This window comes from Streptomyces umbrinus (genome assembly GCF_030817415.1).
In the GTDB taxonomy this organism is placed as follows: domain Bacteria; phylum Actinomycetota; class Actinomycetes; order Streptomycetales; family Streptomycetaceae; genus Streptomyces; species Streptomyces umbrinus_A.
Window position 1 is genome coordinate 5,707,480 of the sequence record NZ_JAUSZI010000002.1, and the last position, 12,377, is coordinate 5,719,856.

The following is a 12,377-nucleotide window of genomic DNA, read 5'->3' on the forward strand; positions in this document are numbered from 1 at the left end:
GGAAGAATGGGTTCATGAGTCAGCCCAACGCCAGCGCACAGGTCCAGCACCCGCAGCCGTCCGTCGGCTCCATAGCCGCGCACCGCCCGCACACGGTGGCCGCGAACGTCTCCGACCTGGAGCCCGACCTCGACGCCGACCTCGACGCGTACGAGGACACGGTGCAGGACGGCGTCCAGCTTCCGCAGGGCCGTTTCCTCGACCGGGAGCGCAGCTGGCTCGCGTTCAACGAACGGGTCCTCGAACTCGCCGAGGATCCGAACACGCCCCTCCTCGAACGGGCGAACTTCCTGGCGATCTTCGCCAGCAACCTGGACGAGTTCTTCATGGTCCGCGTGGCCGGCCTGAAGCGCCGCATCCACACCGGCGTGGCCACCCGCTCCGCCTCGGGGCTCCAGCCCCGTGAGGTGCTGGAGATGATCTGGGCCCGCTCCCGTGAGCTCATGGCCCGGCACGCCGCCTGCTACCAGGAGGACGTGGCCCCCCAGCTCGCCGAGGAGGGCATCCACCTCGTCCGCTGGAGCGAGCTGACCGAGAAGGAGCAGGCCCGCCTCTTCACGCTCTTCCGCCACCAGATCTTCCCGGTGCTGACCCCGCTGGCGGTCGACCCCGCGCACCCCTTCCCGTACATCTCGGGCCTGTCGCTGAACCTGGCCGTGGTCGTACGGAACCCGGTCTCCGGCCACCGCCACTTCGCGCGCGTCAAGGTCCCGCCGCTGCTCTCCCGCTTCCTGGAGGCCTCCCCGGACCGCTACGTCCCCATCGAGGACGTCATCGCGGCCCACCTGGAGGAGCTCTTCCCGGGCATGGAGGTCCTGGAGCACCACACGTTCCGCGTCACCCGGAACGAGGACCTGGAGGTCGAGGAGGACGACACCGAGAGCCTTCTCCAGGCCCTGGAGAAGGAACTCATGCGGCGCCGCCTCGGACCGCCGGTGCGCCTGGAGGTCGAGGAGTCCATCGACCGGTACGTACTCGACCTGCTGGTACGGGAGTTGAAGATCACCGAGGCCGAGGTGTACCCGCTGCCGGGCCCCCTGGACCTCACCGGCCTCTTCGGCATCGGCAAGCTCGACCGGCCCGAGCTGAAGTACCCGAAGTTCGTCGCGGGCACCCACCGCGACCTCGCGGAGGTCGAGTCGGCGTCGGCGCCGGACATCTTCGCGGCGCTCAGGGAGCGGGACGTACTCCTCCACCACCCGTACGACTCCTTCTCCACCTCCGTCCAGGCCTTTCTGGAGCAGGCGGCCGAGGACCCGGACGTCCTCGCCATCAAGCAGACCCTGTACCGGACCTCCGGCGACTCCCCGATAGTCGACGCGCTCATCGAGGCCGCCGAGTCCGGCAAGCAGGTGCTGGTCCTGGTCGAGCTCAAGGCCCGCTTCGACGAGCAGGCCAACATCAAGTGGGCGAAGAAGCTGGAGGAGGCGGGCTGCCACGTGGTCTACGGCCTCGTCGGCCTGAAGACCCACTGCAAGCTGTCCCTCGTCGTGCGCCAGGAGGGCGAGACACTCCGCCGCTACTGCCACGTCGGCACGGGCAACTACCACCCGAAGACCGCCCGGCTGTACGAGGACCTGGGACTCCTGACCGCCGACCCACAGGTAGGCGCGGACCTCTCGGACCTCTTCAACCGGCTCTCCGGCTACTCCCGCCGCGAGACCTACCGCCGGCTGCTCGTCGCGCCCAAGTCCCTGCGCGACGGCCTGATCGCCCGTATCAACAAGGAGGTCCAGCACCACCGTGCCGGACGTCCCGCCTACGTCCGCATCAAGGTCAACTCCATGGTGGACGAGGCGCTCATCGACTCCCTCTACCGCGCGTCCGAGGCGGGCGTGCCGGTGGATGTGTGGGTGCGCGGAATCTGCGCCGTACGACCGGGAGTCCCGGGCCTGTCCGAGAACATACGCGTACGGTCCATCCTCGGCCGCTTCCTCGAACACTCCCGGGTCTTCGGCTTCGGCAACGGAGGCGAGCCTGAGGTGTGGATCGGCAGCGCCGACATGATGCACCGCAACCTCGACCGCCGTATCGAAGCCCTGGTCAGGATCACCGACCCCGCTCATCGGGCGGCCCTCAGCCGGCTGTTCGAGACCGGCATGTCCGACTCCACTTCCTCCTGGCATCTCGGCCCCGACGGCGAATGGACCCGGCACGCGACCGACGCCGACGGCCAGCCGCTGCGCAACGTCCAGGAGATGCTCATAGACGCCCGGAGGCGCCGGCGTGGCACAGCAACACCTTGACCCCACGGCCGGACCCGTGGCCGGGGACACCCTGGCGGCCTATCTCCAGGCCCAGGCCACGGAGTTCCTCCGCGCGCTGCGCCAGCACCGCGAGACCGGCGGTGCGACGGCGACGGCGACGAATGGGACGGAGGAGGCCGTGGACGCGGCGCGCGCCCTGCGCCGCTCGGCGCGCCGCATCAGCGGCACGCTGCACACGTTCCGGCCGCTCCTCGACGAGGGCTGGTCGGAGGGCATGCGCCCCGAACTGGCCTGGCTGTCGGGGACGTTGGCCCGCGAGCACGCGTACGGGGCCCGGCTGGAACGCCTGTTGGCGGCCCTGCACCGCCTGTCGGGCTCGTCGGCGTTTCCGGCCCAGGCCTCGGATCCCGGCACGCATCCCGGCGCTCGCGCCCAACTCCCCTCTGAGAAAGGCGCCTTGACCGTCGGAGCGGCCAAGGCGGGCGCCCTTCTGGAGCGCCAGCTGACGTTGGCCCGGACGCGCGCCCACTCCGCCGCGCTGCAAGCGCTCGGCTCCTCCCGTTTCCACGCCGTCGCCGACAACGTCGCCGTCCTCGCCAGCGAGGTCCCGCTGACCTCGTCCGCGTCCGTCACCGGCCTCAAGCCCCTGGCCGCCGCCGCGGATGAGCGCCTCTGCGACGCGGTGGCCGGGCTGCCCCTGATCACCGCGGGCCACCCCTACAACGCGGAGGCCCTCATCCACGGCCTCTCCGCCGACACGGCCCCGCAGCCCCAGGACGCCCCCTGGCACCAGGTCCGGCTCCTGCTGCGCCTGCACCGCTATGCGCGCGAGGTCCTGTTCGGCGACGAAGCCCCGGTGGACGTACGCCTGCTGACGGCGGGTCAGGCCCTGGACCGGCACCGCGATGCGGCCGAGGCCGCCGCGGCGGCGGCCTCCGCGGCCCGCACCCCGCGGATCGCCCCGGCGACGGCGTACGCCCTCGGGGTGCTGCACGCGGACCAGCGACACGAGGTGGAAGCGGCCAGGTTCGCGTTCCAGCGGGCCTGGCTGAGGGAGACGGTCGGCACTCCGTGACCCGCGGAGGCCCCGTACACGCGATGGGAGGCCCGGTGGACGTGACGAACGGAGACCCCGTGCTCGCGGCGGGCTGCGTACTGTGGCGCCGCTCGCCGTTCGACGGCGAACTGGAGATCTGTCTGGTCCACAGGCCGAAGTACGACGACTGGTCGCATCCGAAGGGCAAGCTGAAACGCTCCGAGGAAGCGCTGGCGGGCGCGGTGCGCGAGGTGGAGGAGGAGACCGGCTACCGGTGCGCCACCGGACCGCGGCTCGCCACGCTCCACTACATGGCCAACGACCGCCCCAAGCAGGTCAGTTACTGGGCGGCCGAGGCGACGGAGGGGCGCTTCGCGCCCAACCGGGAGGTCGACCGCATCCTCTGGCTCTCCCCGACGGGGGCGCGGCATCGGCTGACCCAGCCCCGCGACAAGGATCTTGTCGACGAGTTGCTGGCTGTGCTGCGGCACGCGTAGCGCTGCGCGGCGTGCACGGGTATGGCTGGGGGCCCGTCTTGCGGCTACGGGTCCGGTGGGGGCTTGTCGCGCAGTTCCTCGCGCCCCTGAAAGCCAAGAGACTGCGCAGTTCCCCGCGCCCCTCAAAGTGCGCCCCTGAAAAAGGTGCGGCCCTGGAAGAGGGGGCACGCTCAAGGGAAGAAGGGGCACACTCAAGCCGGAGCTGTTGAGTGGGTCTCCGCGTCCGTGCGGGCCAGGCTGCGGGCTCGCCTCGCCGGGCCTCTCCAGCCGCAGGTGCAGCGCGCCAGGCAGAAACGGCCCTGGTCGACCGTCGTCGTGTGATGTTCCGGAGGGTTGCTCTGCTCCTGATGCGCCACGGGAACAACGGTACCCACCGCGGGTGAACGCCACCCCAAGCCGGGTCCTCGCGTGACAACACCCCCCACCCGTCGTTAAGCGGAACGACAGGAGGCCCGCGCGAGGACGGCCCGGCTGGGGGTTGGCAGGCGATGGTGGAGCGGCAACTGAGACTGCGGGGCAATGCTGTCGCCCTGGCCGCCGCGACGGCGGGGCTGGTGGTCTGCGCCGCCGGCTGCTCGGGCCCCGGGGCCGCCGCCGAGGACGCGCGGGCCGCCGAGAACCCGGTCGGGATCCTCCACCGGAGCGCGGAGAACCTGGTCGAGGCGGGCAGCTCCAAGGCGCGTACGTCGATGGAGATGGCCACCGGCGGCACCCGCGTGACGATCCGCGGCGAGGGCGTCTACGACTACGAGGACCAGGTGGGCCGCCTGAAGGTGCTCCTCCCCCAGGACCCGGCCGGCATCGACGAGCGCCGCCCGATCACCGAGCTCCTCGCGCCTGGCGCCCTCTACATGAAGAACCGCGGCGCCGGCGTCCCGGCCGACAAGTGGGTACGCGTCGACACGGCCACGCTCTCCGACGGGAACCTGGTCACTGGCGGCGCGACCGACCCGTTCGCCGCCGCGGAACTGCTGCGGGGCACGCGGAAGGCGACGTACGTGGGCCGTACGTCGGTCGCGGGCACCGCCGTACGGCACTACCGCGGTACGGCCGATCTCGCCGTGGCCGCGCGCGACGCCTCTCCCTGGAGCCGGGCGTCCCTGCGGGCGGCGGCGAAGGGCTTCGCCACGGCGACGGTCCCCTTCGACGTCTACCTCGACGACGAGGGCCGCATCCGCAAGGTCCGCCACCGCTTCAGTTTCGTGAACGGGCAGCAGAAGGGTACGGTCGCCGTCTCCTCGACGACCCTGCTGTACGACTTCGGAACCCCCGTCGACGTACGGCTGCCGGACGCGAAAGACATCTACGCCGGACGGATCGCCGAATAGGGAGGCCGGAATGTGCGGGGCCGGAAATGGTCCGTTGGTGCCATGCGCCGTCCGTGGGCCCCTCCCTACTCTAGGAAGTCGGTGACGGCAGGAAGAGGTGATGCACGTGGCTCCGGCGCGCGGTACGGCAGTTCAGGACCACGTGGCCCTCGCCGAGATCGAGCTGTGCGGCGACCTGATCATCGCGGCCTCGGCCGCCCGCGAGGACCGGCTCAGCCCCGACCGCATCGACGAGGTCCTGAAGCTGGCCGAGGAACGCTTCCTGGAAGAACACGGCGAGAAGACCGACAGCTCAGCCTGACGGCTCGCTTGCCCCGGCCCCGCAAGGGGCGCGGGGTTGTGCCGATATGCGGCTCCGCCGCGTGGGCGCGACCAGCCCCCACCGGGCCGCACCCGACAACGCACCGGCCTTTACCCGCCCGCCCCCGGAGGGGTCACGTCCGCAGGAGCCGCCCGATCGCCTTCGTAGCCTCTTCCACCTTCGCGTCGATCTCCGTGCCGCCCTTGAGGGCCGCGTCCGCGACGCAGTGACGAAGGTGCTCCTCCAGGAGCTGCAGGGCGAACGACTGGAGCGCCTTGGTGGAGGCCGAGACCTGGGTGAGTATGTCGATGCAGTAGACGTCCTCGTCGACCATGCGCTGCAGGCCACGGATCTGGCCCTCGATACGCCGCAGCCGCTTGAGGTGCTCGTCCTTCTGCTTGTGGTAGCCGTGGATCCCGCGGTCGTGGTCGGTCACGATCTCCTGGGCCCCGGCCTCCGGCGCCTCACCGGAGGGCACTGTGGCGCCGGCCTCGGTGGTCGTCATCGCGTCCTCCTGCTGACTGATACCCCTACCGGGTATATGGTAACGAACTTTGCTGGGTATAGGGCCCTTGGCCAACGTCCTCGAAGGACCCCGTGCTGATCACTGTGCCCGATGCGCGACACTGGTGGGCGGCCGGTTAGCCGTGGCCGGATGATGCGCCTAGCATCAGCCTGACCGAAACCCAAGCAATCCGAGGACCCCACGTGCGATTTCGTCTGACCCCCAGGGAGACGAGCTTCTACGACATGTTCGCCGCATCCGCGGACAACATCGTCACGGGCTCGAAGCTCCTGATGGAACTGCTCGGGGCGGACGCCTCCGGCCGGGCCGAGATCGCCGAGCGTATGCGGGCCGCGGAACACGCCGGTGACGATGCCACGCACGCGATCTTCCACCAGCTGAACTCCTCGTTCATCACGCCGTTCGACCGCGAGGACATCTACAAACTCGCCTCGTCCCTCGACGACATCATGGACTTCATGGAGGAGGCCGTCGACCTGGTCGTCCTCTACAACGTCGAGGATCTCCCGAAGGGCGTCGAGCAGCAGATCGAGGTACTGGCGCGGGCGGCCGAGCTGACCGCCGAGGCCATGCCGAACCTGCGGACGATGGACAACCTCACGGAGTACTGGATCGAGGTCAACCGCCTGGAGAACCAGGCCGACCAGATCCACCGCAAGCTGCTGGCCATGCTGTTCAACGGCAAGTACGAGGCCATCGAGGTACTGAAACTCAAGCAGATCGTGGACGTCCTCGAAGAGGCCGCCGACGCCTTCGAGCACGTGGCCAACACGGTGGAGACCATCGCGGTCAAGGAGTCCTGACCTCTTCATGGACACCTTCGCCTTGATCGTGACCATCGGTGTCGCGCTCGGATTCACCTATACCAACGGCTTCCACGACTCGGCCAACGCCATCGCCACGTCCGTGTCCACCCGCGCCCTGACGCCGCGGGCGGCGCTCGCGATGGCCGCGGTGATGAACCTCGCCGGCGCGTTCCTCGGCAGCGGGGTCGCCAAGACCGTCAGTGAAGGCCTGATCGAGACACCGCACGGCAACAAGGGCATGTGGATCCTGTTCGCGGCCCTGGTGGGCGCGATCGTGTGGAACCTCGTGACCTGGTACTTCGGCCTTCCGTCCTCCTCCTCGCACGCGCTGTTCGGCGGCATGGTGGGGGCGGCGCTCGCGGGCGGGATCGGGGTCATCTGGTCCGGCGTCCTGGAGAAGGTCGTCATCCCCATGTTCATCTCGCCGGTCGTCGGTCTGGTCTCCGGCTACCTGGTGATGTGCGCGATCCTGTGGATGTTCCGCAAGTCCAATCCGCACAAGGCCAAGCGCGGTTTCCGTATCGCGCAGACCGTGTCGGCGGCGGGCATGGCCCTCGGCCACGGCCTTCAGGACGCCCAGAAGACGATGGGCATCGTGGTGATGGCCCTGGTCATCGCGGATGTCGAGGACGCGGGTGATCCGATCCCGGTGTGGGTCAAGATCGCGTGTGCGGTGATGCTGTCCCTGGGAACCTACGCGGGTGGCTGGCGCATCATGCGGACGCTGGGCCGGAAGATCATCGAGCTGGATCCGCCGCAGGGTTTCGCCGCGGAGACGACCGGCGCCTCGATCATGTTCACCTCGGCGTTCCTCTTCCACGCGCCCATCTCGACGACCCACGTCATCACGTCCGCCATCATGGGCGTCGGTGCCACCAAGCGCGTGAACGCCGTCCGCTGGGGCGTCGCCAAGAACATCATCCTCGGCTGGTTCATCACGATGCCGGCGGCCGCGCTCGTAGCGGCGGCAAGCTTCTGGATCGTGAACCTGGCGTTCGTGTAGGACCGCCACCTACTCAGGGGCTCCGCCCCCGAACCCCCGCCAAAAGATTGCGCAGTTCCCCGCGCCCCTAAAAAGGGGGCGCGGGGAACTGCGCAATCTTTCGGCTTTCAGGGGCGCGGGGAACTGCGCGACCAGCCACAGCCGGACCCGCACCCAAACCGACGGGCCCGCCCCCCGGAAGCCGGGGGGCGGGCCCTATCGGGCCCCGCGGTGGCACCGCCATGCAGCACCGCGGGGGGTCGGGAAAGTGAGCGGAGCGCGACCGCTCAGCCGAAGCGCCCGGAGATGTAATCCTCCGTGGCCTGGACGGACGGGTTGGAGAAGATCCGCTCCGTGTCGTCTATCTCGATGAGACGCCCCGGCTGACCGACCGCGGAGAGGTTGAAGAACGCCGTCCGGTCGGACACCCGCGCAGCCTGCTGCATGTTGTGCGTCACGATGACGATCGTGAAGCGCTCCTTCAGCTCACCGATGAGGTCCTCGATGGCCAGCGTCGAGATCGGGTCGAGCGCCGAGCAGGGCTCGTCCATCAGCAGCACCTGCGGCTCGACAGCGATCGCCCGCGCGATGCACAGCCGCTGCTGCTGACCACCGGAAAGCCCGGACCCCGGCTTGTTCAGCCGGTCCTTGACCTCGTTCCAGAGGTTCGCGCCCTTGAGCGACTTCTCGACGACATCGCTGAGCTCGGACTTCTTGTAGGAGCCGTTGAGCTTCAGCCCGGCCGCCACGTTGTCGAAGATCGACATGGTCGGGAAGGGGTTCGGCCGCTGGAAGACCATGCCGATGGTGCGGCGCACGGCCACGGGGTCGACCCCGTGCCCGTACAGGTCCTCGTCGTCCAGGAGCACCTTGCCCTCGACCCGCCCGCCGGGCGTGACCTCGTGCATACGGTTCAGCGTGCGCAGGAACGTGGACTTGCCGCAGCCGGACGGACCGATGAAGGCCGTCACCGAACGCGGCTCGACGGTCATCGAGATGTCTTCGATTGCCTTGTGGGCACTGTAGTAAGCGGTCAGTCCGCTTACGTCGATTCGCTTGGCCATGGGATCTACTTCTTTCGCGGGGGTAAGTCTGGTCGCTGTATGGCCGCGTCAGCGACCGGTCTTCGGGGCCTTCCAGCGGGCGATGCCGCGGGCCGCGAGGTTGAGGATCATGACGATGATGATCAGCACGAGTGCCGCGGCCCAGGCACGGTCATAGGCTGCGGCGTTGCCGGCGCTCTGAGCGTACTGCTGGTAGATGTAGAGCGGCAGCGACGCCTGAGCGCCTTCGAACGGGTTGTTGTTGATGAAGGCGCTGCCCCACACCAGAAGCAGTACGGGCGCGGTCTCACCGGCGATGCGCGCGACGGCGAGCATCACACCAGTGGTGATACCACCGATGGACGTCGGCAGAACCACCTTGATGATCGTGCGCCACTTCGGGATGCCCAGGGCCAGCGAGGCCTCACGCAGCTCGTTCGGTACGAGCTTGAGCATCTCCTCCGTGGAGCGGACCACCACCGGCATCATCAGGATGGCGAGAGCGAGCGAACCGGCGAAGCCGAAGGGCTCCAGTTTCAGCTGAAGCATGATCGCCAGGATGAACAGACCCGCGACGATCGACGGGATACCCGTCATGACGTCGACGAAGAAGGTGACCGTCTGCGCGAGCTTTCCGCGCCCGTACTCGACGAGGTAGACCGCCGTGAGCACACCGACCGGCACGGCCATCACCGTGGCGAGGCCGACCTGCTCCAGGGTTCCGATGATGGCGTGGTTGATACCACCGCCGACCTCCGAGTCGGCGACCACACCCATCGAGTGGCTCAGGAAGTAGAAGTCGAGCACCTTCACACCGCGGCTGATGGTCTCCCAGATGAGGGAGGCCAGCGGGATGACGGCAAGGAGGAAAGCGACCCAGACGAGGCTGGTGGCGAACCGGTCCTTGGCCTGCCGACTGCCCTCGACCTTGACGCCGAGACCGTAGCTGACCAGGACGAACAGCAGCGCGGCGATCAGCGCCCACTGGATGCTGCTCTCCAGCCCGGCGGCCGCGCTGATGCCGAGGCCGGCGCCCACGGAGCCCACGGCGACCGCCCACGGGGTCCACTTGGGAAGCCGCGCGCCCTGCAGATTGCTGCTGGGGCGCTCGGGACGCTTGTCCATGACGACGTTGCTCATGCGTTGGCCCCCGAGTACTCCTTGCGGCGGGCGATGATCGCACGGGCCGCGCCGTTGACCAGCAGGGTGATGACGAAGAGGACCAGACCGGAGGCGATCAGGGCGTTGCGGCCCGTCTCGGTGGCCTCACCGAACTTGCTGGCGATGTTCTGGGCGAAGGTGCCGCCGCCCGGGTCGAGCAGGCTGGTCTCGATCAGGAAGCTCGGCGAGAGCACCGTGGCGACGGCCATCGTCTCGCCGAGGGCGCGGCCGAGGCCCAGCATCGAGGCGGAGATGACGCCGGAGCGGCCGAAGGGCAGCACCGACATCCGGATGACCTCCCAGCGCGTGGCGCCGAGGGCGAGCGCGGCTTCCTGGTGCATCTGCGGCGCCTGGCGGAAGACCTCGCGGCTCACGTTGGTCACGATCGGCAGGATCATGATCGCGAGCAGGATGCCGACGGTGAACAGGGAGCGCGCGGGGCCGCCCTGCCAGTCGAAGATGCCCGTCCAGCCGAAGTACGAGTCGAGCCAGCCGAACAGACCGTCCATGTGCGGTACGAGGACGAGGGCGCCCCAGAGGCCGTACACGATGGACGGGACGGCGGCCAGCAGGTCGATCACGTAGCTGATCAGGCCGCCGATCCTGCGCGGGGCGTAGTGCGTGATGAACAGCGCGATGCCCACGGAGATCGGGACCGCGATCACCATGGCGATGACCGAGGAGATGACCGTGCCGTAGGCGAGGACCGCGATACCGAACTTCGGCGGGTCGGCGTTGGCCTCCCACTCGAAGGCGGTGAGGAAGTTGGCCTCGTCCTCGGAGATGGCGAGAGCGGCACGGTAGGTGAGGAAGGCCGCGATCGCGGCCATGATCACCAGGAGCAGGATGCCCGAGCCTCGCGAGAGACCGAGGAAGATCCGGTCTCCGGGGCGGGTGGCACCACGCGCGTTGCGCTTCTCTTCGGCGGTCTGTGTGGTGGGGGGAGGAACTGGTGCGTCTTGAGTAGATATGTCCATGGAGTTCTCCGGTCTGCGGAACCTCGGGGTGCGGGCTCCAGGCGGCGGTGCACCGGACGGTGCGGCCCGCTCCGGTTCAACCGGTGCGGGCCGCACGCTTGGGTCAGCTCAGGCCGGCGACGGTCGTGCGGACCTTCGTGATGATCTCTTCGGGCATCGGGGCGTAGCTGGCCTCCTTGAGGATGGCCTGCCCCTCCTCGCTGGCGACGTAGGTCAGGAAGGACTTGGTGGCGGCGAGGGTCTCCGCCTTGTTGCCCTTCTCGCACGCGATCTCGTACGTCACGAGGGTGATCGGGTACGCGCCCTCGGCGGTGGGCTTGTAGTTCAGCTCAAGGGCGAGGTCGTTGCCCTCGCCGACGACCTTGGCCTCGGCGATCGCCTTGGTGGCGTTGTCGACGGTGGCCTCGACGGGCGTGGCGGCCCCGGTCTTGACGTGGACCGTCTGGGCGTCCTTGGCGTACGAGAGCTCCATGTAGGAGATCGCACCGGCGGTCTGGGTCACCTGCTGGGCGAGACCGGAGGAACCCGAGGCGGACTGGCCGCCCTTGGCCTGCCAGGCCTTGCCGCCCTCGTACTTCCAGTCCGAGGCGGCCGCGGCCTTCAGGTACTTGGTGAAGTTGTCCGTGGTACCGGAGTCGTCCGAGCGGTGGAACGTCTGGATCTTGGTGCTCGGCAGCTTCGCCTCGGGGTTCAGCTTCTTGATCGCCTCGTCGTTCCAGGTCTTGATCTTGTCGTCGAAGATCTTGGCCAGGGTCGGGGCGTCCAGGACGAGGTCGTCCACACCCGGGAGGTTGTACGACACGGCGATCGGGCCGCCGACCATCGGCAGGTCGATGGCCTGGCTGTCCTTGCAGACCTCGGCGGACTTGGTGATCTCCTCGGCGTCCAGCGGGGAGTCCGAACCGGCGAAGGCGGTCTGGCCCTGGAGGAAGTTGGTGATACCGGCGCCGGAACCGTTCGGGTTGTAGTTGAGCCGAACGTCCTTGCAGGAGGCCGTGTACTGCTTGACCCAGGCGTCGACCGCGTTCTTCTGCGCGGAGGAGCCGGCCGCGAGCAGCTCGCCCTTGGCGTCGTCACACTTGATGGCGCTGTTGGCCGCGGGCGCGCTCTCGTCACCCTTGGTGCCGGTGTCGTCGGAGCCGCACGCCGTCAGCGCCAGGGCGCCGGAGACGGCGACAGCACCGAGCGAAAGGGCGCGAAGCCGGTTCTTGCGCTGAAGCTTCACTTTCGGGAGTTCCTTCCAGGAGCCGCCGTCTGCCGGCGGCGTGCGAGGTCGTGGTGCAGCCTCTCGTCCGCACGAGACTGCCGTCTTACTGACTAACCGCTGACAACTGATATCGATTGGTACGTGAGCGGGCTTCTGCTCGCACCACGCACCGGGTAAGGCCGAAATTAGGCAGATCAGGTGAAGCGGCCAATGGCCGTGGGTGAACGGAGGGTGAACCCCTGCCGTCAGTGCGGTGAGGTCACGGAACGCTCACGGGGAGAACACGTGTGGGTCCCGACTACCGGA

The 12,377-nt window shown here is 68.7% G+C and carries 12 protein-coding genes; 7 read left to right on the top strand and 5 right to left on the bottom strand.

The features are described from left to right. The first annotated feature begins 14 nt into the window (after window positions 1–14). From QF035_RS24915 to QF035_RS24935, 5 genes are all read left to right on the top strand, one after another. Window positions 15–2,246, top strand: a complete 2,232-nt coding sequence (locus QF035_RS24915; RefSeq protein ID WP_307522807.1) for an RNA degradosome polyphosphate kinase — start codon at window positions 15–17, stop codon at window positions 2,244–2,246. Then, window positions 2,227–3,282 (top strand): CHAD domain-containing protein, encoded by a 1,056-nt coding sequence (locus QF035_RS24920; protein WP_307522809.1) that lies wholly within the window; start codon window positions 2,227–2,229, stop codon window positions 3,280–3,282. Before QF035_RS24915 ends, QF035_RS24920 begins: the two co-directional genes overlap by 20 nt. A gap of 23 nt (window positions 3,283–3,305) precedes the next feature. Continuing rightward, window positions 3,306–3,740 (top strand): NUDIX hydrolase, encoded by a 435-nt coding sequence (locus QF035_RS24925; protein ID WP_307531399.1) that lies wholly within the window; start codon window positions 3,306–3,308, stop codon window positions 3,738–3,740. 488 nt (window positions 3,741–4,228) lie between these two features. Beyond that, entirely contained in the window at window positions 4,229–5,068 is an 840-nt protein-coding gene (locus QF035_RS24930) for a hypothetical protein (RefSeq protein WP_307522810.1), read from the top strand. 100 nt (window positions 5,069–5,168) lie between these two features. Continuing rightward, the gene (locus tag QF035_RS24935; protein ID WP_307522812.1) at window positions 5,169–5,369 is read left to right on the top strand and encodes a hypothetical protein; all 201 of its coding nucleotides are present in this window, start codon (window positions 5,169–5,171) and stop codon (window positions 5,367–5,369) included. A 133-nt stretch (window positions 5,370–5,502) separates the two neighbouring features. On the opposite strand, the gene QF035_RS24940 is transcribed toward QF035_RS24935, so the two are convergent. Next, window positions 5,503–5,874 (bottom strand): metal-sensitive transcriptional regulator, encoded by a 372-nt coding sequence (locus tag QF035_RS24940; protein ID WP_307522814.1) that lies wholly within the window; start codon window positions 5,872–5,874, stop codon window positions 5,503–5,505. A 203-nt stretch (window positions 5,875–6,077) separates the two neighbouring features. Between QF035_RS24940 and QF035_RS24945 the strand changes: the two genes are divergently transcribed. Together QF035_RS24945 and QF035_RS24950 are read left to right on the top strand one after the other, a co-directional pair. Continuing rightward, complete coding sequence (locus tag QF035_RS24945) at window positions 6,078–6,698, top strand: DUF47 domain-containing protein (RefSeq protein WP_307522816.1); 621 nt, start codon at window positions 6,078–6,080, stop codon at window positions 6,696–6,698. 7 nt (window positions 6,699–6,705) lie between these two features. Then, window positions 6,706–7,704: an inorganic phosphate transporter gene (locus QF035_RS24950; protein WP_307522817.1), complete on the top strand. Its 999-nt coding sequence runs from the start codon at window positions 6,706–6,708 to the stop codon at window positions 7,702–7,704. A gap of 266 nt (window positions 7,705–7,970) precedes the next feature. Here the strand turns inward: QF035_RS24950 and pstB are convergent, their stop codons facing one another. The 4 genes from pstB to pstS form a co-directional block, all read right to left on the bottom strand. Continuing rightward, entirely contained in the window at window positions 7,971–8,747 is a 777-nt protein-coding gene (pstB, locus tag QF035_RS24955; RefSeq protein WP_055612687.1) for a phosphate ABC transporter ATP-binding protein PstB, read from the bottom strand. Window positions 8,748–8,795: 48 nt separating this feature from the next. Then, window positions 8,796–9,866, bottom strand: a complete 1,071-nt coding sequence (gene pstA / locus QF035_RS24960) for a phosphate ABC transporter permease PstA (protein ID WP_189836709.1) — start codon at window positions 9,864–9,866, stop codon at window positions 8,796–8,798. Continuing rightward, window positions 9,863–10,864 (bottom strand): phosphate ABC transporter permease subunit PstC, encoded by a 1,002-nt coding sequence (pstC, locus tag QF035_RS24965; RefSeq protein ID WP_307522819.1) that lies wholly within the window; start codon window positions 10,862–10,864, stop codon window positions 9,863–9,865. The genes pstA and pstC overlap by 4 nt, the downstream gene beginning before the upstream one ends. A gap of 103 nt (window positions 10,865–10,967) precedes the next feature. Then, complete coding sequence (pstS, locus tag QF035_RS24970; RefSeq protein ID WP_307522820.1) at window positions 10,968–12,089, bottom strand: phosphate ABC transporter substrate-binding protein PstS; 1,122 nt, start codon at window positions 12,087–12,089, stop codon at window positions 10,968–10,970. Between the last annotated feature and the right edge of the window lie 288 nt (window positions 12,090–12,377).